Origin of the sequence: Sphaerotilus microaerophilus, from assembly GCF_023734135.1 — a bacterium.
GTDB classification, from domain to species: Bacteria; Pseudomonadota; Gammaproteobacteria; order Burkholderiales; family Burkholderiaceae_C; genus Sphaerotilus; species Sphaerotilus microaerophilus.
In genome coordinates this window covers 254,312-275,830 of record NZ_AP025730.1, presented here as the reverse complement: position 1 = coordinate 275,830, position 21,519 = coordinate 254,312, and the positions used below count along the sequence as shown (strand labels likewise).

The 21,519-nt window shown below is 72.8% G+C and carries 20 protein-coding genes; 8 read left to right on the top strand and 12 right to left on the bottom strand.

What is annotated here, in order from left to right:
• The first annotated feature begins 89 nt into the window (after positions 1-89).
• Positions 90-746 (top strand): PEP-CTERM sorting domain-containing protein, encoded by a 657-nt coding sequence (locus NGK70_RS01260; RefSeq protein ID WP_251971574.1) that lies wholly within the window; start codon positions 90-92, stop codon positions 744-746.
• A 183-nt stretch (positions 747-929) separates the two neighbouring features.
• Positions 930-1,220 (top strand): cupin domain-containing protein, encoded by a 291-nt coding sequence (locus NGK70_RS01255; protein ID WP_251971573.1) that lies wholly within the window; start codon positions 930-932, stop codon positions 1,218-1,220.
• Between the two features lie 28 nt (positions 1,221-1,248).
• Here NGK70_RS01255 and NGK70_RS01250 read toward each other — a convergent pair whose 3' ends face one another.
• Entirely contained in the window at positions 1,249-1,614 is a 366-nt protein-coding gene (locus tag NGK70_RS01250) for a c-type cytochrome (RefSeq protein WP_251971572.1), read from the bottom strand.
• Between the two features lie 213 nt (positions 1,615-1,827).
• On the opposite strand from NGK70_RS01250, the gene NGK70_RS01245 reads away from it, so the two are divergent.
• The 3 genes from NGK70_RS01245 (at position 1,828) to NGK70_RS01235 (ending at position 7,186) form a co-directional block, all read left to right on the top strand.
• The gene (locus NGK70_RS01245; protein WP_251971571.1) at positions 1,828-3,555 is read left to right on the top strand and encodes an MBL fold metallo-hydrolase; all 1,728 of its coding nucleotides are present in this window, start codon (positions 1,828-1,830) and stop codon (positions 3,553-3,555) included.
• Between the two features lie 61 nt (positions 3,556-3,616).
• Positions 3,617-5,410, top strand: a complete 1,794-nt coding sequence (locus tag NGK70_RS01240; protein WP_251971570.1) for a hypothetical protein — start codon at positions 3,617-3,619, stop codon at positions 5,408-5,410.
• Positions 5,411-5,488: 78 nt separating this feature from the next.
• On the top strand, positions 5,489-7,186 hold the full coding sequence (locus NGK70_RS01235; protein ID WP_251971569.1) for a hypothetical protein: 1,698 nt from the start codon (positions 5,489-5,491) through the stop codon (positions 7,184-7,186).
• A 22-nt stretch (positions 7,187-7,208) separates the two neighbouring features.
• Here the strand turns inward: NGK70_RS01235 and NGK70_RS01230 are convergent, their stop codons facing one another.
• The 6 genes from NGK70_RS01230 to NGK70_RS01205 all read right to left on the bottom strand — a co-directional run bounded on the left by NGK70_RS01230 (position 7,209) and on the right by NGK70_RS01205 (position 13,687).
• Entirely contained in the window at positions 7,209-7,592 is a 384-nt protein-coding gene (locus NGK70_RS01230; RefSeq protein ID WP_251971568.1) for a type II toxin-antitoxin system VapC family toxin, read from the bottom strand.
• Positions 7,589-7,798 carry a type II toxin-antitoxin system VapB family antitoxin gene (locus NGK70_RS01225; protein ID WP_251971567.1) on the bottom strand — a complete coding sequence of 70 codons (210 nt, stop codon included), beginning with the start codon at positions 7,796-7,798 and terminating at the stop codon, positions 7,589-7,591. The genes NGK70_RS01230 and NGK70_RS01225 overlap by 4 nt, the downstream gene beginning before the upstream one ends.
• An 82-nt stretch (positions 7,799-7,880) precedes the next feature.
• Positions 7,881-9,677, bottom strand: coding sequence for a T6SS phospholipase effector Tle1-like catalytic domain-containing protein (locus NGK70_RS01220; RefSeq protein WP_251971566.1), 1,797 nt, complete (start codon positions 9,675-9,677; stop codon positions 7,881-7,883).
• A gap of 11 nt (positions 9,678-9,688) precedes the next feature.
• Positions 9,689-10,141 (bottom strand): acyl-CoA thioesterase, encoded by a 453-nt coding sequence (locus tag NGK70_RS01215; RefSeq protein ID WP_251971565.1) that lies wholly within the window; start codon positions 10,139-10,141, stop codon positions 9,689-9,691.
• 46 nt (positions 10,142-10,187) lie between these two features.
• Positions 10,188-11,372, bottom strand: a complete 1,185-nt coding sequence (locus NGK70_RS01210; RefSeq protein WP_251971564.1) for an iron-containing alcohol dehydrogenase — start codon at positions 11,370-11,372, stop codon at positions 10,188-10,190.
• A complete protein-coding gene (locus NGK70_RS01205; protein ID WP_310742570.1) occupies positions 11,369-13,687 on the bottom strand; it encodes a tetratricopeptide repeat protein in 2,319 nt (772 codons plus the stop codon). Before NGK70_RS01205 ends, NGK70_RS01210 begins: the two co-directional genes overlap by 4 nt.
• A gap of 284 nt (positions 13,688-13,971) precedes the next feature.
• On the opposite strand from NGK70_RS01205, the gene NGK70_RS01195 reads away from it, so the two are divergent.
• The 3 genes from NGK70_RS01195 to NGK70_RS01185 all read left to right on the top strand — a co-directional run bounded on the left by NGK70_RS01195 (position 13,972) and on the right by NGK70_RS01185 (position 17,177).
• On the top strand, positions 13,972-14,679 hold the full coding sequence (locus tag NGK70_RS01195) for a response regulator (RefSeq protein WP_251971563.1): 708 nt from the start codon (positions 13,972-13,974) through the stop codon (positions 14,677-14,679).
• Entirely contained in the window at positions 14,676-16,298 is a 1,623-nt protein-coding gene (locus NGK70_RS01190) for an ATP-binding protein (RefSeq protein ID WP_251971562.1), read from the top strand. Before NGK70_RS01195 ends, NGK70_RS01190 begins: the two co-directional genes overlap by 4 nt.
• 183 nt (positions 16,299-16,481) lie before the next feature.
• Entirely contained in the window at positions 16,482-17,177 is a 696-nt protein-coding gene (locus tag NGK70_RS01185) for a hypothetical protein (RefSeq protein ID WP_251971561.1), read from the top strand.
• On the opposite strand, the gene NGK70_RS01180 is transcribed toward NGK70_RS01185, so the two are convergent.
• The 5 genes from NGK70_RS01180 to NGK70_RS01160 form a co-directional block, all read right to left on the bottom strand.
• Positions 17,143-18,099 carry an alpha/beta fold hydrolase gene (locus NGK70_RS01180; RefSeq protein WP_251973645.1) on the bottom strand — a complete coding sequence of 319 codons (957 nt, stop codon included), beginning with the start codon at positions 18,097-18,099 and terminating at the stop codon, positions 17,143-17,145. The genes NGK70_RS01185 and NGK70_RS01180 overlap by 35 nt on opposite strands.
• Before the next feature lie 22 nt (positions 18,100-18,121).
• A complete protein-coding gene (gene panC / locus NGK70_RS01175; protein ID WP_251971560.1) occupies positions 18,122-18,961 on the bottom strand; it encodes a pantoate--beta-alanine ligase in 840 nt (279 codons plus the stop codon).
• A gap of 43 nt (positions 18,962-19,004) precedes the next feature.
• Positions 19,005-19,877 carry a 3-methyl-2-oxobutanoate hydroxymethyltransferase gene (gene panB, locus NGK70_RS01170; RefSeq protein ID WP_251971559.1) on the bottom strand — a complete coding sequence of 291 codons (873 nt, stop codon included), beginning with the start codon at positions 19,875-19,877 and terminating at the stop codon, positions 19,005-19,007.
• Between the two features lie 146 nt (positions 19,878-20,023).
• The gene (gene ribA / locus NGK70_RS01165; protein WP_251971558.1) at positions 20,024-20,644 is read right to left on the bottom strand and encodes a GTP cyclohydrolase II; all 621 of its coding nucleotides are present in this window, start codon (positions 20,642-20,644) and stop codon (positions 20,024-20,026) included.
• A 62-nt stretch (positions 20,645-20,706) separates the two neighbouring features.
• Positions 20,707-21,516, bottom strand: a complete 810-nt coding sequence (locus NGK70_RS01160; protein WP_251971557.1) for a pseudouridine synthase — start codon at positions 21,514-21,516, stop codon at positions 20,707-20,709.
• Positions 21,517-21,519: the final 3 nt, after the last annotated feature.

Here is a 21,519-nt window from a genome sequence, read left to right as displayed (position 1 = left end):
AAGGCAACCCGCCCCCAGGATGAGGGCTTGCGGGCCGGGATGATCGGCGTAGAAATGAAAGTCCCACATTTCTTAGGGAGTTTCTTGCCATGAAAACCCACCTCCGCCCTGTCATTGGTGCGGCGCTCCTTGCCGTTGCCGCGCTCGGGTCCGACGCGATGGCCTCGGTGCTCGCCGTCGGGCTCTATGACACTGGTGTTGACAACAGTGACGTCGTGCTGGCCAACGGGACGACGGACGCGCACTACCTCCTGGGCAGTAGCCCAACCTATGCAGTCGATGACGCCGAGGGCTACGGTGGCGTCTGGATGGCCCCCAGCGCCAATTCCAGTTGGATCACCCCTCTGGTGGGGCCTGGCAACACGGGTTCAGGCACGACGGCGATCGGGGACTACACCTACTCGACGACGTTCGACCTCACCGGGTATGAGACGGGCTCTGCCGTCATCAGCGGCTTGGTCAGCGCCGACAATTCGGTCACCAGCGTCCTGATCAATGGCAACGCGATCTCCTTTTCCGCCCACTCCGACTACAGCTCGTTCGCGTCGTTCACGGTCTCGTCCGGGTTCGTTGCCGGCTTGAACACGTTGTCCTTCGTGGTGAACAACAGCGGGGGTCCGACCGGGCTACGCGCCGAACTGGATGGCAGCTTCACTGCCGCGGTTCCTGAACCCGAAACCTACGCCATGCTGCTCGCCGGCCTGGGCGTGCTGGGCTTCGTGGGACGGCGCCGCAAGGCCGGTTGATCCGCCCAACGCATCAACTCATCAACGCTTCAAGGCCGGCACTGCCGGCCTTGGTCGTTCTGGCGGCTCCCCATCATGAACCAGGCGGCGGTCGGCATTTCCCCAGGTCGGTGTGGCTGGGTTTCTGGGTTCACACTCCGACTGTTGTACTTGCCCACCGGATCCATCGCCTTGACCGCTGCCATGCCCGACACCCCCACCGATTTCCAACGCTTCCAGCAGGCTGCCCTCGCCCGCGGCTTCGACGAAGTGACCGAGCGCCGCTGGGCGCCGGATACGGTGCTCGACACCCACACCCATCCCTTCGCGGTGGAGGCGGTGGTGGTGCAGGGCGAGATGTGGCTGAGCTGCGGCGATGAGACCCGCCACCTGCGGCCGGGCGACCGCTTCGAGCTGGCGCGCGAGGTGCCGCACGCCGAGCGCTACGGTGCCGAAGGCGTCACCTACTGGGTGGCGCGGCGGCACGCTGGCTGAACGCCGGCGACCGGGCCGGAGCGTGCGGTCAGGGCACCAGCACCAGCAGCCAGTTCACCAGCATGCGCGCTTCGTCGGCGCTGATGGTGGCGGCGTTGGGCGGCATCGTGGCCGCGCCAACGCGGCCGGCCCAGTGGCGTGCCTTGGGGTCGGCGCCGGTGATGACCGTGTCGGTGAGCTTGCGGTAGGCCACCGGGTCGTCGCGGTATTTCAGCGCCACTTCGCGCCAGGACGGGGCGATCGGCGGCAGGCCGTCGGCGCGCTTCGGCTTGGGGTCGATGCTGTGGCAGGCCATGCAGCCCTTGTCGGTGGCCAGTTGCAGCATCGCCGCGTTGTTCTCGGCCGGATTGGCGTGGGCGCTCGCAACGAGGCCGGCGAACAGGGCGGCGGACAAGGGCGCGGACCAGCGCGCGGAAAACAGGGCGTTCAGACGAAGAGGGCGCATGGGGGACGACGGTTCGGCCGGGGCAACAGGCCCGATGGTACGTGCCGCGGCCGGGGGGACCGTCACGACGCAGCCGCGATGCAGCGGCGACGCAGCGGCGACTGCGCGTTTGCCGGCCCGGTGGAAGAATCGCGCTCCCCGCCTGCTCCTCCGCTCGCCCCGATGACCCGCTCTGACGCTCCCACGCCGGCTCCGCTGCGCCCCTCCGCGACCCTGCTGCTCGCCCGCGACACCGAGGCCGGCCCGCAGCTGCTGATGCTGCGGCGCGCCGACCGGGGGGACCAGAACAGCCACGCCTGGGTCTTCCCCGGCGGGCTGCTGGATGCGGCCGATCGGGCGGCGCACCCGCACTGCGCCGGGCTGGACGACGTGGCGGCGAGTGAGCGCCTCGGGCTGGCCGCCGGCGGGCTGGACCACTGGGTGGCGGCGCTGCGCGAGTGCTTCGAAGAGGCCGGCCTGCTGCTCGCGGTGGAGGCCGATGGCGGCGAGCCCGATCCTGGCGAGCTGGCGGTCCTGGCCGATGACTGGCGCCTGGCGTTGCAGCGCGGTGAGCGCACGCTGGCGCAGCTCTGCGAGGCGCTGGGTTGGCGGCTCGCGGTGGACCGGCTGCACTGGATCGCCCACTGGGTGACGCCGCTGGGCATGCCCAAGCGCTTCGATGCGCGCTTCTTCCTTGCCCGCGCACCGCAGGGCCAGGAGGCCCGGCACGACGGCAGCGAGATGGTCGACCTGCGCTGGCTGGGCGCGGCCGAGGCGCTTTCCGGGGCGGCGGGTGTGCAGGTCACCGGCCCGGCGCGCTCATTGCTGGACCAGCTGGCCGGCTTTGCCGATGTGGCCGAGATGCTGGCCTGGGCGGGGCAGCTGGGCCCGATCAGCCCGATCCAGCCCCGCCTGGGCCGGCTGGGGCCGCTGGATCCCCAGGGGGGCGGTCGGCTGGCGCCCATCCCGCCGCAGCACCCGGCCTACCCGGAGATCGGCCGCATCGACCCGCAGGGCGCCGGGCATGCGCTGGCCCACATCGCGCCGGGCGTGGCCGTGCCGCTGTCGCCGGATCGGCGCGTGCTGCGTGTCACCGCGCCCAACGGCAGCGTGATGACCGGCCCGGGCACCAACAGCTACCTCTTGCGCAGTGGCGGCCGCGGCCCGGCGGACGAGGCCGGCTGGGCGGTGATCGACCCCGGTCCCGACGACCCCGCGCACGTGCAGTCGTTGCTCGCGGCGGCGCCAGGGCCGATCCGCTGGATCCTGGTCACGCACACCCACATCGACCACTCGCCCGCCGCCCGCGCGCTGCAGGCCGCCACCGGTGCGCAGGTCCTTGGCCAGCGGCCGGCGCACCCGGAGTGGCAGGACACGGCCTTTGCGCCCGATCGGCCACTGGCCGGCGGCGAGCTGCTGGAACTCGGCCCGGAGCTGACGCTGGAGGTCATCCACACCCCCGGTCACGCCGCCAACCACCTCTGTTACCGCCACGTGCAGGAGCGCCTGCTCTTCACCGGCGACCACGTGATGCAGGGCTCCACCGTGGTCATCAACCCGCCCGATGGCGACATGGCGGCCTACCTGGCCTCGCTGCGCGCGCTGGCCGATCGGGTCGAGGGGCCGCAGGGCTTCGAGTGGATCGCGCCGGGCCATGGCTTCCTGATCCCGCAGCCGGCGCGGGCGCTGGAGCTGCTGATCCGCCACCGCCGGCGCCGGGAGGCCGCCACGCTGGCCGCGCTCATCCGGCTGGGGTCCAGCCCGCTGGAGGCGCTGCTGCCGGTGGTCTACCACGACGTGCCGCCGCAGCGGCACCCGGTGGCGGCTCGCTCGCTGCGCGCCCACCTGCTGCACCTGCAGGGTCAGCTGCGCGTGGCCGAGGCGCAGGGCCGATGGCACGTGCTGCCTTGACGGGCGAGGCCGGGAACCAGGCGTGACAAGCCGTTGCGGAACGCGTCGTTACAATTTAACGATGCACCGCGCGCTGTTTCGCTGTCTGGCCCTGGTCGCGGCCCTGCTCTGGGCTGGCCCGGGGGTTGCCGCTGCCAAGGCGAAGGATCCGTCGGCGCTCCGGCTGGCGCAGAAGGCCGCCGCCAGGGCGTCCGCCCCAGCCCCCGCGCTCCCCGCCACGCCGCGCACGGTCTGCACCATCACGGTCAACTCGGCCGATGAGAAGGAGGCCTTCCGTCGCCACCTGGGCGAGCCGGGATTCCGCTTCGTCGAGCTGGTCGAGCGCGGCCGGCGCGACTGGCTGGCCTCCGCCTGCCAGGCCGGGGTGCGCTGCGACGTGCTGGTCGTTTCCGGCCACTTCGACGGCCGCAACGAGTTCTTTGCCGACGACCCCGACCTGCGCGAGAACCTGACGGTCGACGAGCTGGAGCGCGTTTCCTGCAGCGCCTCTTGCCCCGGCCTGTTCGAGCAGCTCAAGGAGGTCTACCTCTTCGGCTGCAACACCCTCAACCCCCACGCGCTCGGCAGTGCCGCGGGCGAGGTGATGCGCGAGCTGGTGCGCGACGGCCACTCCCGCGCCGAGGCCGAGCAGTACCTGCGCAGCCTGGGCGAACGCCAGGGCGAGAGCAGCCGCGACCGCATGCGCCAGGTCTTTCCGGGCGTGCCGGCGATTTTCGGCTTTGCCTCTTTCGCACCGCTCGGCCCGGTGGCCGGCGAGGTGCTGGAGCAGGTCTTCAAGGCCGGCGGTGCGCGCGAGATCGGCCAGGGCCGGCGCAGCCCGAAGCTGCTCAGCGCCTTTGGCGGCTACGGCCTGACGGCGGTCTCTGGCGTCAGCCCGCAGGACGCCCGGGCCGGTTCGCGCCAGGACATGTGCCAGTTCGCTGACGACCGCCGCAGCGTGGCCCAGCGCCTGGCCTTCATGCAGCTGCTGCTGCAGCGGCCGATCGGCGAGCTGCGACTGCACATCGAGCGTGTCGAGCGCACGCTGCAGCAGCTCGACGATGCCACCCGCCGGGACCCCGAGGTGGCGCGGCGGCTGGACGCCATCGCCAACGACCTGGGCGCGCGCTCGCGCTTCCTCACGCTGGCGCGCGACAGCAGCGCCTACGAGCGCGTGCGCCTGCTCGACCTCGGTCGCGGCCTGGGCTGGTTGACCGACGAGCACCGCTGGCGCGAGCTGGCGCTGATGCTTGGCGAACTGCAGGACCGCAGCGAGATCGGCCCCGGCGACGTCGACCTGGCCTGCACGCTGAACCGCTCACATGACCTCGATGGCGCCTTTCACCGCCGCATGGCGCCGGGCACCGACGACGTGGCCCACGCCGCACTGCGTGCCTGCCTGGCCAGTGGCGAGGGCCGCCAACGCACCCTGGCCGGCCTGGCCAGCCCGGCGCTGGCCGACGTGCAGGCCGCCCAGGCCTACCTGCGCCACCACCCGATCACCGACCCCGCCGAGCTGCGCAGCGTCGCCGAGGCCATCGCCGCGATGGCGCCCTCCGACGCGCAGGCCCACGCAGTCGAATCGCTCGGCCGGCTCTACCTTTCCGATCGCAGCGTGCTGAACCGGCTGGTGCGGCTGTACGCCGAGACGCCCTCGCCTGCGGTGCAGGCCGCCGTGGCCGGCACCCTGCTGCGCGCCGATCCGCGCGTGATCCGCTCGGCCAGCGGCAGCGACCGGGCCGAGCTGCTGCGCCTGCTGCGCGAGCAGCGCCGCCCTCTCGGCAACGGTCACGGCAAGGGCGGCGCAAGCAACGGTGGTGCAGCCAACGGCGGCGGCATCATCGACGCGCTGATCCGCCAGCTCGAGAACTCCTGACGGAGCGTGCCGGCAAGCCGCCGGCCGCGCATTCACAACCCGTTGCAGCGCCTTGCGCGGCTGTGAAACACTGGCCGGATGCGCCGCAGCCGTATCCCGACGCCCTTGCCTGATCGCACGCCCCGCTGGGTGGGGCTGGCCCTGTTTGCTGCCGCGCTGGCGATCGCCGCCCCGGCCCGGGCCGCCGAGCCGCGCACCGTCTGCGCCATCACCATCAACTCCTCCGACGAGAAGGAGGCCTTCGAGCGGAACCTGCCGCGCGACCAGTTCCGCGTCGTCGAGCTGGTGCAGCGCGGCCGAAAGGACTGGTTCGAGGCCGCCTGCCGCAGTGGTGTGCGCTGCGACGCGCTGATAATCTCCGGCCACTTCGACGACGGCAGCGAGTTCTACGCCGACCAGTCCGATTTCCGCGATTTCCTCACCGTGCCGCAGCTGCAGCAAGCCGCCTGCAGCGCCTCCTGCAGCGGCCTGTTCGCCCCGCTGCGCGAGGTCTACCTGTTCGGCTGCAAGACCCTGGGCACCGAGCCGCGCCAGGTGGCTGCCGCCGAGGTGCGCCGCAGCCTGCAGCGCGACGGGCGCAGCCCCGAGGAGGCCGAGCGCATCGCCAGCCAGCTCAGCGCGCGCTACGGCCAGAGCAACCGCGACCGCATCCGCCACATCTTCAAGGACGTGCCGGTGATCTACGGCTTCTCCGGCCAGGCGCCGCTGGGCCGCTACGCCGGCCCGCTGGTGGAGCGCTACTTCCGCAGCACCACCGGCAGCATCGAGATTGCCAGCGGCCAGCCCAGCCCCACGCTGCTGGCGCTGTTCGCGCCGGTCTCGATGGTCAGCGCCCCCGGCCTGACCGATGCGGACCCCCACGCCAGCTTCCGCGCCGAGCTCTGCCGCCTCGCCGACGACCGCGCCGGCCTGGCCGGCAAGCTCGCCTTCGCCCACGAGCTGCTCAGGCGCGATCCCACCGAGGTGCGCATGCTGCTCGACCACCTGGAGCACCTCGCCAGCCAGTTGAGTGCCAGCCAGCGCCTGCAGCCCGATGTCGAGGGTGCGCTGCTGGCCATCAGCCGTGATGCGCCGGCCCGCGCGCGCTACCTCGACTTTGCCCGTGACGCCGACGAGGCCGGCGTGCACACCCGCATGATGGCGCTGGCGCGCCAGCTCGGCTGGCTCAGCCCCGAGCAGGAGCGCGACGAGTTTGCCCGCATGGTCGAGCAGCGCCTGCGCGAGGGCCGCCTCGGCAAGCATGAGATCGACCACCTCTGCGCCGCCCGCCCCGAGCCCGATCTGCCGCTGGCCGGCCAGCTCGTCGCCAGCGGCGCCGCCCGGCCCGGCGTGGTCGCCCACAGCGCCGTGCTTGCCTGCCTGGGCGACCCAGCGGCGCACCAGCGCACCGTGCTGGCCCTCACGTCCAGCCAGGACACCGATGCCGAGATCGCCCAGGTCTACCTGCGCCACCGCCCGCTGGCCGACGCCGCCGAGCAGCGCGCCCTCGCCGAAGCCATCGCCCGCCTCAGCGCCCCCGGCCCGCAGCTGCGCGCCCTCCAGGCCCTGGCCCGCCAGCGCCTGACCGACCCCGCCAGCCTCCAGGCCATCGCCCGCATCTTCCCGCAGGCCCGCTCGCTGGAGGTGCAGCGCACCATCGCCGGCATCCTCCTGCGCGCCGACACCCAGCCGCTGGCCCGCGCCGACCTGGCCCGCAGCCTGCGCAAGCACCGCCTGAAGTCCCCCGACGGCAGTGACGTGATCGACGCGCTGATCAGGGTGTTGCAGGCGGGGTGAGAGGCTGGCCGAGCGCCAAGCGTCAGTGCAGCGTGTCTGCGTAGGCGACTTGCAGCCGCAGTGCCAGGGCGTGCAGCTTCTTGTCGAGGGTCCAGAGCCGTGCCCCCGCCGTCAAGCGCGCCGACGCAAGCAAGGCGACGTCCACTGCGCCACAGCCAGCGTCGTAGAGCCGCTCCCGCTCCACCATGGCCAGGGTTTCGTCGATGGTGGCCACCGCTGCTCGCTCCAACGAACGCAGGTGGGCGAGCGAGCGATCCCGCGGTGCGGGAGGCGTTCCGCAAGCCAGTTCCAGCACGACCAACGGATGGCAGAGCACTTGATCCGTGGCCAGCAAGGCCTGCAGGGCAGGCAACGCCTGCCGGAAGTGGGCCACCCAGACGGAGGTGTCGACCAACACCCCGGTCATGACTGAGGGGATGGCTCAGGCTGGCGGCGAGGCACCTCGGCCATCTCCGGCGCGGCTCCGCCCAACGCCGCCAAGCGCTTGCCGGCCTGTACTCGCACGAAGGTCCTCATCGCTTCCCGGATGAGGTCCGCCTTTTCCGTGCCCGGGTCGGCCAGCTCCAGGGCCCTGTCGTAGAGATCGTCGTCAATGGTGACCGTGGTGCGCATGCCGACTCCTGCGTCAATATAGATGCCAGTATGCATCAATTGGCGCATCAATGCGGTTGTGGTGCATGGCCTTTCGCAGAGGTCAGAGTGGGCCTCTCGTGTCTTCAGAACGCACCCGCATCACCATCCCCCAACCCACCAGCACCGTGCACCCAGCCAACCCCGCCCACTTCAACGCACTCGCCCCGCTCATCAGCAGGCCGAACAGGTACTCCGCGCCGGGCAGGTCGTCGCTGCCGGCGCTGAGGTGGACGAGCCAGGTGACGAGGTTCTCGGCCAGGTCGGCCGCCACCGCGATGCCGGCGGCACTGCCCAGCCCGTTCAGCAGGCGCGCTCGTTTCGGTGCGGGGCCGGCGCGGCGCAGGCGGGCGGCGCGGGCGAAGGCCCAGCTGGTGGCGCGGGCGAGCAGGTAGGCGTAGCTGGTGATCAGCAGGCCGTCGGCCAGCAGGGCGCGGCCGAGGTGGCGCATCGGGACGGGGGCGGTGGCGGCGGCTTCCAGCGGGGCGGGCCAGGGCCATTGGGAGAGGTGGCTCCAGGGGATCCAGCCGAGCTGCCACTGCGCCAGGGCCAGGTTGGCATTCCAGGCGGCGGTGAGCTGCTCGCGCAGGCTGGCTGTGAAGGCCGCCATGCTGGAGAAGTCCAGCGCAGCGGTCCTGGGGGCGAGCATCAGGCCGGCCAGCAGGTCGAACACCAGCAACCCCAGCAGGGCCCAGAGCAGCGGGCCAGGGGCGCGATGGCGCGACCAGACGGTGTTGGCGGCGAAGTGCAGCGGCTGCTGGCCGACGCTGGGGTGCTCCACCGGCTGCACGGGTTCGGCGAGGCGGTTCCAGTCCGGGTTGGCCGTGGGGTCGCGCAGCTTCAGGCCGGCCAGGGCCCACCAGGGGGTGTCGTAGGTTTCGCTGTGCAGCTGCCGGCAGGGGGCAGCGGCCGTGCTTCCAGCGCTCGTGCTGGCAGGGATGGAGCGCTGCGCGAGGCGTTCGCCCAGGGCGAGGTCATCGAGTTCGCCGCGGGCGTTCAACAGGGCGGGGTCGATGCGCAGGCCGCAGGCAACGGACTCCTGCAGCATCCAGCGCAGCGCGTCGTTGGCCAGGCCGGCCTCGGCATGGAGGTAGCCGCCGCCCACGTCGCAGTGCGAGCCGCTGAACCAGGCCTGGCCGATGCTCTGGCCGTGCGCGGCGTAGTCGTGGCCGGGCTCGACGATGTAGGGCCGCGGCTCGAAGGCGCGGCGGTGCTCGTCCAGCGCCAGGGCCTGGCGCACATGGTGGCAGCGCTTGCCGGCGATGCTGGGCCGTGCGGTGATGGTCTGCTGGCTCAGCAGCGGGAAGCCCACCGAGGCCACGGTGTCCCACACGCCGACGAACCACACCGGCACCTCGCGGCGGTCCTGGCTGCAGAAGAGGGCGCTGACCTGGGCGGTGACGTCCCGGTAGCGCTGGCTCTCGCGCCGGTCGGCGAAGTAGGTGTGCAGCAGGGAGGGCAGCAGCGCCTGGTTCTCGGGCCGCAGCAGGCCGAACTGGGCGACGAGCCCGCCGATGCTGCGCGCCGTGAAGGCGCCGCGCGAGAAACCGTAGAGGAAGATCTGGTCGCCTTCCTGGTAGTGCTGCATCAGGAAGGCGTAGCCCTCGGCGATGTTCTCGAAGATGCCCTGGCCGAAGGCCAGCCCGGTGAGGCGCTGGACTTCGCGCTTGATGCTGTCCAGCCGGGTGGTGCCCGGCAGCTGGCCGGGGTTCCCGACGCCGGGGTCGTAGTACAGCCGCTGGTGCTGGCCGTCGGGGTCGAGCAGCTCGCAGAGCTTGGTGACGTTGGTGTCGTTGAGCCGCCCGGTGAGGTTGTTGTTGGTGCCGTCGCAGCAGACGATCAGTTGCCGGGGCGCGCTCATCGGGCCGGCCCTCAGCCGCCCTGCGCCGGCCGCACCAGCCGCACCAGCGCGGCGCGCAGCGGCGCGGGGATCGGCACCGGCCGGTTGGTGGCGGTCTCGACGAAGACGTGCACCATGCTCGCCAGCGCGCAGGGGGCGTCCTCGCCGGGCTTGAACAGGCCGACCGCGTAGGTCACCGAGGAGTTGCCCAGCTTGGCCACGGCGACGCCGATGTCCACATCGCCCGGGTAGGTCACCGGCGCGAAGTAGTCGCACTCCGAGCGCACGATGAAGCCCACCACGTCGCCGCGGTGGATGTCCAGGCTGCCCTCCTCGATCAGGTAGCGGTTGATGACGCTGTCGAAGTACTGGTAGTAGATCGCGTTGTTGACGTGGCCGTAGATGTCGTTGTCGGTCCAGCGGGTGCTGACGGGGCGGACGTAGCCGAAGTCGGCGCGGGTCGGGCGGGCGGTGGGTTCGGTCATGGCGGGAGCGATGCAGGGGAGCCGGTGGCGCGGCCGGTAACGAGGGTCACCAGGCGGCCTGGTAGATGGCCAGCGCGTCGGCCTCGGTGACGGGGCGGGGGTTGTTCTGGAGCAGGCGCTGCTGGCCCATGGCCTGGCGGGCCAGTTCGGGCAGCGCGTCGGCGGGGATGTGGCAGTCGCGCAGGCGTGCCGGCAGGCCGGTGCGCGCGCACAGGCCATCGGCGTAGGTGAGCAGGGCGTCGCAGCGGCTGGCGTCGTCACCTCCTGCGCCGGGCAGCAGTACCTCGGCCAACTCGGCGTAGAGCGGCTCGGCGGCGGGGCGGTTGAAGCGCAGCACGTGCGGCAGCACCAGCGCGTTGCTCAGGCCGTGTGGCAGGTGGTAGACGCCGCCCAGCGGGTAGGCCAGGGCGTGCACCGCGGCCACCGGCGCGTTCTCGAAGGCCATGCCGGCCAGCATCGCGCCGATCAGCATCTGCTCGCGCGCGGTCACGTCGCTGCCCTGTTCGACGGCGCGCAGCAGGTGGGCGCCGAGCAGGCGCAGGGCCTCGCGGGCGAGCAGGTCGGACAGCGGGTTCTTCTTCAGCGCGCTGGTGTAGGCCTCGATGGCGTGGACCATCGCGTCGATGCCGGTGGCGGCGGTCACGGCCGGCGGCAGGCCCAGCGTCAGCGTGGCGTCGAGCAGCACGTGGTCGGCCAGCAGGGCGCTGTTGACGATGCCGGCCTTGGTGTGCTCGCCGGTGGTCAGGATGGCGATGCGGGTCACCTCCGAGCCGGTGCCGGCGGTGGTGGGCAGCTGGATCAGCGGCAGGCGCTCGGCGCGCACGCTCTCGACGCCGTAGAGCTGGGCCAGCGTCAGCGTGTTCCCGGGGCGGGCCAGCACGGCGACGACCTTGGCGGTGTCCATGCTGCTGCCGCCCCCAAAGCCGATCACCAGGTCCACGCCCCGGGCCAGCTCCGCGGCGGCGAGCACCACGGCCTCGGAGGGGTCGGGCAGCACGCCGTCGTACACGCGCACCTGCCAGCCGGCGGCGGCGAGCGACTGCAGCGCCGGGGCGAGCAGGCCGCTGCGGTGCAGGAAGGCATCGGTGACCACCAGCGCCTGGGCCGGGCCGCTGGCGGGCTTCCAGGCTTGGGCGGTGTCGCCGAGGCGGGCGCTGGCGCCGGCGGCCACTTCGAGGCGGCGCACGGCGTTGAAGAGGAAGGACGGGCTGGGGCTGCTGCGGCTGCTCATCGGGCTTGTCTCCGGCGTGGGCGGGGCACCCGGACGGCGGCCGGGCTTCGAGGGAATGGCCGCATCGTAGCGAGGCGGCGGCCGCCGGCCTGTCGCACGCTGGTCACGGGCGGGCCGCAGGGGCCGCGCCCAGGTGGTTGTAGTTTGCGGGCTTCGTTGCTGTCGTCGTGGCGGGGGCCGTAGGCGCGTTCGAACAGGCGCAGGGCGGTGGCTGCCTCCTTCCTGGCTTCGGCCGGGCGACCCTCGGCGCGCAGCGCCTCGGCCAGGCGCAGGCGGGCACGCGCCATGAACGGGGTCTCGCGCAGGTCGTCGCTGCGGTCGAAGACCGCGATGGCGTGGCCGAGCCGCGCGCGCGCCTCCTGGGGCTGGCCCATCGCGGTCAGGATCCGGGCGAGGGCGGTCTCGACGATGGCCGTCTGGCCGGACTCCGTGCCGAGCGCCTGCTGGCGCACCTGCAGCGCCCGTTCCACCAGGGCCCGCGCGCCTGCGAAATCCCCCTTGCGGCGCAGGTTGCCGGCCTGGCCGACCAGCAGGTTGGGGATCCGAAACGGGTCGGTCGGGTTCAAGGCCTCGGCGCTGGCAATGGCCTCGCGCAGCATCGCCTCCGAGGCGTCGAGCTTGCCGGACAGGCTCCAGACGCCGGCCAGGTGGCCCTGCACCGTGAGCACCGCCGCGTCATGGCGGTGGGTCGCCAGTTGCCGCCGCAGGGCCAGGGCACGCTGCAGGATCTCCTCGGCGCGTGCGAGGTCATCGGCATCCATGTAGACCTGCCCCAGCCAGCCGAGCGTCTCGGCCACCTGCGCCGGTACGGGGGGCTGCTGGGCCTCACGGATCACCAGCGCCTGGCGCAACAGCACCGCCGCATCGGCCAGCCGGCCCTGGCGCATCAAGGCAATGGCCAGCTGGGACTGGGTGGTTGCCACCTCCGGGTGACGGGGCCCGAGCCGGGCCTGAACGGCCTGTAGTTCGGCGCGGAAGGTGCTCGCGGCCGCCCCGAAGCGGCCCCACTCCAGGTACATGTTGGCCAGCTGCACCCGCAGGCGCGAGACCGGCTCGCTCACAGGCCCCACGGTCTGTGACAGCGACTGCAGCGCGCGCTTCAGCAGCCGTTCACTGTCGCCATAGCGCTGCAGGTCGCTCAGCGCGCTCGCCAAGTCGGCCTCGGCCAGGGCGGTCTCCGGGTGCCGGGGGCTGCGCAGGCGGGTGGTGGCCGCAGCCACCTGGCGCAGCAGTGCTTCGGCTTCGGAGCCGCGTTCCAGGTCGATCAGCAGGAGGCCCAGGCGGCGCTGCACCGGCCACAGGCGCGGATGGAACTCGCCGCGCACCTGGCCCGACAGCCGCTGCAACTCGATCCTCAGCAGCTTCTCGGCCTCCGGCAGACGCTCCTGGTGGGCCAGCGCCTCGGCCAGCTGCAGCGGTGCGCCGTGCAGATCGGCCACGCGGCTGCCGAGGCGGGTCCGCTCGAACTGATCCACCGCCTGGCGCAGCGCCTGCTCTGCAAGGGTGTAGCGCCCCTGGCGCATCTGCACGCGGCCCAGCAGCACGTGGGCGCGCAGGCGTTCGCTGTCCGGCATGGCGGCCGGGTCGGCCTGGGCGCGTTCGAGCAGCCGCAGCAGCACCGATTCGGCGTCGCTGGGCCGGCCCTGGTTCAGCTGCAGGCCGGCGAGCGTCACCCACTCGGCCACCAGCTGCTCTTCGCGAAAGCCTGGCACCTGGCGGCGCCAGGCGATGGCCTGCTGGAGCACGCTCTCTGCCTCGGCCAGGCGCCAGCGCGGCTGCAGGAAGTGCTCCACCAGCAGGCGGTGGTCGGTGGCTGCCGCCGCAGCGTCCACCGGCTGGGCACGCAGCCGGTCGGCCAGCACCTGGCGGAAGTGGCGCTCGGCCTCGTCCTCGCGCTGCACGTCACGCAGCGACAGGGCCAGCAGCCGGCGGGCATCGAGCGTGCGGCGGTCCTGCGCGCCCACGGCGGTGGTGAAGGCGGCCACGGCCTGGCGGTGCGCGGTGTGGGCCGCATCGAAGCGGCCACAGCGCTCCTGCCCGGTGGCGAGCAGCTCCCAGGCCTGCGCGCGCAGCAAGGCCTCGGCAGGCGCTGCACCCACATTCGGCGATTTCAGCAACGGCTCCAGGGCGGCGGCCACGGCCTCGGGGCGGTCGAGCGCCAGGTGCTGGCGAGCCTCGCCGACGGCCCGTTCGAGTTGGACGGCGGGCGGTGCAGCCGTTGTGGCTGACTTGGCTGGTGTGGCCGTCGGGGCCGCGGCCCCTGGCGTGGCGGCCCAGCCCGGTGTCAGCGCCACCGTACAGGCGAGGAGTGCCATGCCGACCCCTGCGGTCCTGCATCGGCCCGAGTGCCTGTGCTGCCTGCCGACCATCCCCGCCCCTCCTGTCGCCCGAAGTGTGACGATTTTCTCAGCGACGGCGCCTCGGTGGCCGGCGGCGCGTGCGGGTGTGGTGACGATCGGTGGCCAATCATGATGAATCGTGGCGATTCATCGTCCGGTCATGGCCGGGTGCGGCAAACCACTGCGGCGGGGCTGTGGTGCCGGTGGGTGGCTGCTAGCATGGCCCGAAACGATCTGCCACCGCTGCTGCAGCCGCCACCATGCCCGCCAGGACCATCGCCATCGTCGAGGACGAACAGGACATCCGCGACAACTATGCCGATGCCTTCCGGCGCGCCGGCTACCTGGTGGAGGGGTATACGAACCGGGCCGAGGCGCTGGCGGCCTTTGCCCGCACGCTGCCGGACCTGGCGCTGCTGGACATCCACCTGCCGCCCGATGCCGAGGGCGGCATGGAGCTGTGCCGGGCGCTGCGCGCGCGCTCGGCCACGCTGCCGATCATCTTCCTGACCAACTACGACAGCGAGCTGGACATCATCTCCGGGCTGCGGCTGGGCGCGGATGACTACCTGGTGAAGGCGCACATCACGCTGCGGCACCTGCTGGCGCGGGTGGCGGCGCTGTTTCGCCGCCAGGAGGCGCTGCAGCAGGCGGCGGGCGGCGAGGAGGAGGTCGAGGTGGGCGCGCTGCGGCTGCACCCCGAGCGTTTCGAGGCGCGCTGGGCCGGGCGGTTGGTGGACCTGTCGGTCACCGAGTTCGAGATCGTGCGGGCGCTGACCCGCCACGTCGGCCACATCAAGGACCGTGAGCAGCTGATGAAGTCGGCCGGCATCTACGTCGAGCCCAACACGATGACCTCGCACATCAAGCGCATCCGCGCCAAGTTCGAGGCGGCGGATGCGACCTTCTCGATGATCGACACCGTCTACGGCAAGGGCTATCGCTGGAACGGCGCGGCGCAGCGATGAGCGCTGCGCGCCGCTGGCGGCCGGGCCTGAACCGCTGGCGCCCCGGCCTGCGCCTGCAGTGGCTGGCACTGGCGCTGGGTGGGCTGCTGCTGCTGCCGCTGCTGCACGAGCGCTACGTCGGCGAGCTGCACCAGACCCTGCAGGAGGCGCAGAAAGCCACGCTGCTGGGGGTCGCGCCGGCCTACGCCGCGGCGCTGCAGGGCCGCCGGGCCGACGCGGTGGGCTCGCCGCTGCCGCAGGCGCAGATCGAGCGCAGCGGCTACCAGGTCTGGTGGCTGGGCGGCGACCTGCAGGTGCTGCAGCGCTGGGGCAGCCTGGTGCACAAGGATCCGCTGTTCATGGCCGACACGGGCGGCAACGGCAGCAGTGGCGATGAGGCCCGCGCGCCGGACTGGCTGGACCGCCTCGCGCTGCAGGGGCTGCACCCGCTGCTGCAGCGGCGCTCGCCTGCGCTGGCCGATGCCGAGCGGGCCAGCGCGCCGCTGATCGACGATGTGGTGCACGCCGCCCGCCAGGGCAGCATCGGCCTGCGTGCGCCGGGTGGCCGCGGTGAGGGCGCGGCCCCGGCGGCTTACGCGGTGGCTGCGCCGATCTGGTCGGCCAACGGCGAGGTCGCCGGCGTGCTGCTGGTCGAACAGGGCGACGAGCTGACGGGGCGCGTGGCGCAGCACCTGCGCGAGCGCCTGCTGCTGACGACGCTGCTGGGCTTCGGCCTGATTGGAGGCGCGTTCGTCTGGTACGCCGGGCGGCTGGCGCGGCGCATCCTGCTGCTGCAGCGCGGCACCGAGCAGGCGCACGACGAACGGGGCCGGCTGCAGCGCGCGGCGCTGCCCGAGGACCCGCGCCGCGACGAGATCGGCGAGCTGTCGCGCAGCATCGTGCGCCTGCTGCTGCGCCTGGACGCGCAGCGCGAGCACCTGCAGAAGTTCGCCCGCCTGCTCACGCACGAGCTGCGCACGCCGCTGACGATGATCCGCGCCTCGCTGGAGAACCTGGACGAGCAGCAGGCCTCGCCCGCGCAGACGGTGTACTTCGACCGCGCCCAGCGCGGCATCGAGCGCATCAACCTGGTGCTGTCGTCGATGAGCGAGGCCTCGCAGCTGGACGCGCAGCTGGTGCGCACGCCGCGCATCCACTACGACCTGGCGGCCTTCCTGCGCGACTACGTGGACGCCTTTGCCTGTGCCCGCCCGGACCGCATCTTCGAGATGCGCGTGGCCAGCCAGCCGCTGCCGGTGTGCGGCCACCCGGAGTGGGCCGCGCAGATGGTGGACAAGCTGCTGTCCAACGCCTGCGACTTCGCCACGCCGGGCACCGCCATCGTCGTCGAGGCCCTGGCGCAGGGGCCGGTCCCCAACACCCAGGTGCGGCTGCGCGTGTGCAACCAGGGCCCGACCATCGAGGCGGGCCGCTCGGCGCGGCTGTTCGAGCCCTTTGCCTCGGAGCGCCCGCCCGAGGCGGGCGGCGGCGCCGGTGACGCGCCCCACCTGGGCATCGGCCTGCACGTGGCCCGGCTGGTGGCGCAGTACCACGGCGGCGAGATCCGCTGCGTCGACCGCGACGATGGTGCTGGCGTGGTGTTCGAGATCACGCTGCCACGCAGCGCGCAGGCGGGCTGAATCGCAGGCGGGCTGATGGGCCGCCGGGCGGGCGGCGCATTGCCACTTTGTTGCCATGTTTGCGCCGGGATTGGCCCGCAATCGTGCAGTGCGTCACCACTTTCGCTTCCTAGCATGACGTCATGGCAGCAAGGTGCTGCCCGGTCTGCAAAGACCTCCCTGTCCTTCGCCGGAGCCCCAGGCATGACATCCCTGATCTTTCGCCCCCTCGGTGGCCCTGCTGGCCAGGCGAGCCAGGAAGCGGTGTTCACCGAAGCGCAGTTCGATGTCCCGCTGGACATTGGCTGCGATGGCGCCGATGCGCTGCGGTTCGTTGCCGGTGGCGCTGCTGGCGAGGCGGCCGGCCGGCTGGCGGCGCGGGTGGTCCGGGCCGGCGGGGGCTATCGCCTGATCGACCTGGGCGACGGGGCTGGCCGTGCTGGCGCCGGTGATGCTGGTGGCGCTGGCCTGCTGTGCAACGGCGTGCGCGTGACCCGCTCGGTGGACCTGGCGCATGGCGATGTCCTGCGCTTCGGTGCCGGCGGGCCGGCGGTGGCGCTGCGGCTGGACCCGCCGCCGGCACAGTGGGCCCGGCCCGCGGCGCCGGTGCTCCGCAAGGGTCGACGCGAGGGGCTGGCCAGGGCGTTGGCGCGCAGCCTGTCGCAGGGGCTGGCGCTGGGCCTGGCCATGGGGCTGGCGCTGGTGGCCGGGCAGGTGACCGGGGCGGTCTTCCCGGAGGTGGAGCCTGTCAGCCAGGTCGGGGCAGGGATCGGGGCAGCGTTCGGTGCAGAGTTGGCTGGCCGCTACGCGCAGGTGCTGCCCGACCAGATGCCGCCGGACCAGGCGCTGTCGGGGGTTACCCGGGTCAGCCAGCGGCGGCCGCACGCCGCGCCACGCTGAGCAGGTCCGCCACGAAGCGGGGCCAGAGCGCCTCGGGAAAATCGTGGCCCATGCCCGGGATCTCGTCGAGGACGGCGCCCTGGATGCGCTTGGCCAGGTCACGCCCCGCGGCCGGCGGCACGAGCGGGTCGGCGCCGCCGTGGATGACCGCGGTGGGCGCGGTGATGTGCCGCAGCAGCGCCGAGCGGTCCCCGTCGGCCATCACGGCCACGGCCTGGCGCTCCAGCGCCTGCGGCCGGTAGGCGCGCAGCAGGCCCGTGCGCACGCGCGCCTCCAGTTCCTGTTCGGGCTCGGGCCAGTTCGGGCTGCCGATGGAGCGGTGCAGCCGGGCGAAGTGGGCCACCAGCTCGTCGAAATGGGCACGCGGCGGTGGCCGGCTGAACATCTGCTGCAGCACCTGCGGGTGGCCGCGGGGCAGCCAGGGCGAGCCCGAGCTGCTCATCATCAGCGTGAGGCTGCGCAGGCGCTGCGGGTGGCTGGCCGCGAGGTGCTGCGCCACCATGCCGCCCATCGAGGCGCCGCAGACGTGGGCGCGCCCGATGCCCAGGGTATCGAGCAGGTGCACGGCGTCCTGGGCGAGGTCGGCCAGCGTGTAGGGCACGCGCGAGCGCAGCCCGAACATCTGCGTGAGGACGGTGGCATGCACCGGCGCGCGGCCGAGGTCGTCCATCGGCTGGCTCAGGCCCAGGTCGCGCGGATCGGCGCAGATGACGCAGAAGCCTGCGGCGCCCAGCTCGGCGACCAGGCCGGTGGGCCAGTCGGTCAGCTGCATGCCCAGGCCGGGCACGAGCAGCAGGGGCTCTCCGCCGGGCGGCCCGGACAGCTCCACCGCCAGGGTGATCCCGCCGGCCTGCACCGCCCAGGTCTGTGCCCCCGGCAGCGCCCGGGCCGATGGCAGCGCCCGGGCCTCGACGGGGATCATGGCCACGTGGCGCGCCGTGTCATCAGCATTCCAGGTTGTCGATCAGCCGCGTGGCACCCAGCTTGGCGGCGGCCAGGGCCACCAGCGGCGCGCCGCCCAGGCGCTGCGCATCGCTGGGGGGCAGCAGGTCGCTGCGGCGGCGCAGGGTGAGGTAGTCCGGCGCCCAGCCGCGCTCACGCAGCACCTGGGCGCCGCGGGCTTCCACGTCGGCGAGCGTGCAGCCGGGGTCACGGGCATGGCCGGCCATGCGGGCCAGCACCTGCTGCAGCGTGGGCGCCTCGGCGCGCTCGGCGGCCGAGAGGTAGCCGTTGCGCGAGGACAGCGCCAGGCCGTCGTCGGCGCGCACGGTGGCGCCGGGGACGATCTCGATGGGCATCGCGAACTGCCGCACCATGCCCTGGATGACCTTGAGCTGCTGGTAGTCCTTCTGGCCGAACACGGCCACCGCCGGCTGCACGCACTGGAAGAGCTTCATCACCACGGTGCACACACCGGTGAAGAAGCCGGGGCGGAACTCGCCCTCCAGGATGTCACCCAGCGCCGCGGGCGGATGGACCTTGTAGGCCTGCGGCTCGGGGTAGAGCTCGTCCTCGGCGGGGGCAAAGACGAGGTCGCAGCCGGCCGGCGCGAGCAGCTCGCAGTCGCGCGCCAGGGTGCGCGGGTAGCGGTCGAAGTCCTCGTGCGGCAGGAACTGCAGGCGGTTGACGAAGACGCTGGCGACCACCGGGCCGCCGCGGCGCGCGGCCTCGCGCACCAGCGCCAGGTGGCCCTCGTGCAGGTTGCCCATCGTCGGTACGAAGGCGGTGCGGGTCTGGCCGGCCAGGGCGGCGCGCAACTCGGCGAGGGTGTGGATGACTTGCATGGCGGGTCGATCGGCAGGGGGTCAGAAGGCGCTTGAAAGGCGCTCAAAAGGCGTGGATGCGCTCGTCCGGGAACCGGCCGGCCTTGACGTCCTGGACGTAGCGGGCCACCGCAGCGGAGATCGGCAGGCCCGGCGCATCGGCGCTACTGCCGGGCTCGCGGGTGAAGTCGCGCACGAAGCGCGGGCGCCGGCCGGCGGTGAGGCCCAGCAGGTCGTGCAGCACCAGCACCTGGCCGGCGGTGCCGGCCCCGGCGCCAATGCCGATGGTGAGCATCTGCGGGTGGGCGGCGGTGATCTCGCGCGCCAGTGCGGCAGGCACCAGCTCCAGCACCAGCATCGTGGCCCCGGCGGCGGCCATCGCTGCGGCGTCGGCCCGCAGGGCGTCGGCCGCGGCCTCGTCCCGGCCCTGGACGCGAAAGCCGCCCAGCGCGTGCACGCGCTGCGGCGTCAGGCCGAGGTGGGCGCACACCGGGATGCCGCGGTCGACCAGGAAGCGCACCGTCTCGGCCAGCGCACCGCCGCCTTCGAGCTTGACCATGCGGGCGCCGGCGCGCATCAGCGTGGCGGCGGCGTCGAAGGCCTGCAGCGCGCTGGCCTCGTAGCAGCCAAAGGGCAGGTCGGCGATCAGCCAGGCCGCGGTCTGGGCGCGCGCCACGCACTCGGTGTGGTACGCCATGTGCGCCAGGCTGACCGGCAGCGTGCTCGGCTGGCCCTGGATGACGTTGCCCAGCGAGTCGCCCACCAGCAGGGCATCGACGCCCGCGGCGTCGAGCACCTTGGCGAAGGTGGCGTCGTAGCAGGTCAGCATGGCGACCGGCTCGCCGCGCGCGGCCAGCTCGCGCAGGCGGGGCAGGCTGACGGTCGGGCGGGCCGTGGCGGCGGTGCTGGCCGCCGGGGCGCTGGGGTGGACACTCATCGCGGGAAGCCTGAGATGTGCTGAAGTGCTGAGGTGGAAAAGGCGGGGGCGCGACTGTACAAGCTCAACCACCGGCACCGCCTGACGCCGCGGAGCCCTGCCCGTGGGGGCCGCCCACCCAGGCGCCCGCCCGGCTTGTTGAGCGCTCAGTTGCTCAGCAGGTGGCCCAGGCGCAGGCGCTTGGCGTTGAGGTAGCTGGCGTTCTCGGGGTTGGCGTCGATCTCGTGCGGCTCGCGCTGCACGATGGCGATGCCCTCGTTGCTCAGCGCCAGCAGCTTGAGCGGGTTGTTGCTCATCAGGCAGACCGAGGTGACGCCCAGGTCCTTCAGGATCGCCGCTGCGGCCTCGAAGCGGCGGCTGTCGGCCGGGTGGCCGAGCGCCAGGTTGGCGTCCACCGTGTCCAGGCCCTGGTCCTGCAGGGTGTAGGCGCGCAGCTTCTGGTCGATGCCGATGCCGCGTCCCTCGTGGCCGCGCATGTAGATCACCAGGCCGCGCCCGGCCGCGCTGATGCGCTGCATCGCCATGTGCAGCTGCGGGCCGCAGTCGCAGCGCAGCGAGCCGAAGATGTCGCCGGTCAGGCATTCGGAGTGCACGCGCACCAGCAGCTCCGCGCCGGCCACGTCGCCGCAGTGCAGCGCCATGTGCTCGATCTGGGTGGTCTGGTCGAAGTAGCTGGTGATCGTGAACTCGCCCCAGGCCGTCGGCAGGCGCGCGCTGGCGCCCTTGACGATCTGGACGGGGTTCGGTCGAGCCGGTTCTGGCTTCATGTCTGGCAGGGGCGTGCGGCACGGGGGAGGGTGCCGCCGCCATCGGTGTTCAGGATTGATGTCTATTGTGCGGCTTGCGCGGGGGGCGGTCCGGGCGAGTGGCTTCCCGCATTGGGCGTCCAGCCGGCGACGGCCTGCCAGGCCAGCCAGTGGTGCAGATCCGCCGCAGCCCCTTCGTCCAGTGTCAGCGCCGCGCCGTCCCAGCGCAGCCCGCTGTGCAGCGCCACTGCCTCACCGGTCAGCGGATGGGTGAAGTCCAGCGCCTGGGCGTGCAGCCACAGCCGCTGCAGCCGCAGGCGCTCGGCCCACCAGCGGTTGAGCGGGCCCTTGCCGTGGGTCGCGTCGCCCAGGATCGGATGCGCCAGGTGCTTCAGGTGGCGGCGGATCTGGTGGCGCCGGCCGGTGCGGGGCTCGGCCAGCACCAATGAGGCACGCGTGCTGGCGAAGCGGGGCTCGCTGGCTTCGGCGTGCTCCAGCCGGGCCAGGCGGGTGAAGTGGCTGTGTGCCGGCTGCGCCGGGGCGTCGGGCGGGCTGTCGTCGGGGCGCAGCGGGTGGTCCACCTCCGCCTCGGCGGGGGCCCAGCCGCGCACCACCGCCAGGTAGCGCTTGTGCACCGCATGGCGGGCAAAGGCCTCGCCCATCGCCCGGGCGGCCTCGGCGTGCAGCGCCAGCAGCAGCACGCCGCAGGTGCCCTTGTCCAGCCGGTGCACCGGCCAGACGTGCTGCCCGCCGAGCTGGCCGCGCAGGGTCTGCACGACGAAGCGGGTCTCGCCTGCGTCCAGCCCGGTGCGGTGCACCAGCCAGCCGCTGGGTTTGTGCACCGCGATCAGGTGCGCGTCGCGCCAGAGGATGGGCAGGTCGACGTAGGCCATCGC

What these genes read in the sequence shown, in the direction of transcription:
- NGK70_RS01240 (WP_251971570.1), top strand. Translation starts at nt 3,617, where the DNA reads ATGCACCGCGCGCTGTTTCGCTGTCTGGCCCTGGTCGCGGCCCTGCTC.
- NGK70_RS01160 (WP_251971557.1), bottom strand. Translation starts at nt 21,516, where the DNA reads ATGGCCTACGTCGACCTGCCCATCCTCTGGCGCGACGCGCACCTGATC.
- panC (WP_251971560.1), bottom strand. Translation starts at nt 18,961, where the DNA reads ATGCAAGTCATCCACACCCTCGCCGAGTTGCGCGCCGCCCTGGCCGGC.
- NGK70_RS01190 (WP_251971562.1), top strand. Translation starts at nt 14,676, where the DNA reads ATGAGCGCTGCGCGCCGCTGGCGGCCGGGCCTGAACCGCTGGCGCCCC.
- NGK70_RS01180 (WP_251973645.1), bottom strand. Translation starts at nt 18,099, where the DNA reads ATGATCCCCGTCGAGGCCCGGGCGCTGCCATCGGCCCGGGCGCTGCCG.
- NGK70_RS01215 (WP_251971565.1), bottom strand. Translation starts at nt 10,141, where the DNA reads ATGACCGAACCCACCGCCCGCCCGACCCGCGCCGACTTCGGCTACGTC.
- NGK70_RS01220 (WP_251971566.1), bottom strand. Translation starts at nt 9,677, where the DNA reads ATGAGCGCGCCCCGGCAACTGATCGTCTGCTGCGACGGCACCAACAAC.
- NGK70_RS01185 (WP_251971561.1), top strand. Translation starts at nt 16,482, where the DNA reads ATGACATCCCTGATCTTTCGCCCCCTCGGTGGCCCTGCTGGCCAGGCG.
- NGK70_RS01195 (WP_251971563.1), top strand. Translation starts at nt 13,972, where the DNA reads ATGCCCGCCAGGACCATCGCCATCGTCGAGGACGAACAGGACATCCGC.
- NGK70_RS01210 (WP_251971564.1), bottom strand. Translation starts at nt 11,372, where the DNA reads ATGAGCAGCCGCAGCAGCCCCAGCCCGTCCTTCCTCTTCAACGCCGTG.
- NGK70_RS01205 (WP_310742570.1), bottom strand. Translation starts at nt 13,687, where the DNA reads ATGGCACTCCTCGCCTGTACGGTGGCGCTGACACCGGGCTGGGCCGCC.
- NGK70_RS01255 (WP_251971573.1), top strand. Translation starts at nt 930, where the DNA reads ATGCCCGACACCCCCACCGATTTCCAACGCTTCCAGCAGGCTGCCCTC.
- NGK70_RS01260 (WP_251971574.1), top strand. Translation starts at nt 90, where the DNA reads ATGAAAACCCACCTCCGCCCTGTCATTGGTGCGGCGCTCCTTGCCGTT.
- NGK70_RS01245 (WP_251971571.1), top strand. Translation starts at nt 1,828, where the DNA reads ATGACCCGCTCTGACGCTCCCACGCCGGCTCCGCTGCGCCCCTCCGCG.
- NGK70_RS01230 (WP_251971568.1), bottom strand. Translation starts at nt 7,592, where the DNA reads ATGACCGGGGTGTTGGTCGACACCTCCGTCTGGGTGGCCCACTTCCGG.
- NGK70_RS01235 (WP_251971569.1), top strand. Translation starts at nt 5,489, where the DNA reads ATGCGCCGCAGCCGTATCCCGACGCCCTTGCCTGATCGCACGCCCCGC.
- NGK70_RS01225 (WP_251971567.1), bottom strand. Translation starts at nt 7,798, where the DNA reads ATGCGCACCACGGTCACCATTGACGACGATCTCTACGACAGGGCCCTG.
- ribA (WP_251971558.1), bottom strand. Translation starts at nt 20,644, where the DNA reads ATGAAGCCAGAACCGGCTCGACCGAACCCCGTCCAGATCGTCAAGGGC.
- panB (WP_251971559.1), bottom strand. Translation starts at nt 19,877, where the DNA reads ATGAGTGTCCACCCCAGCGCCCCGGCGGCCAGCACCGCCGCCACGGCC.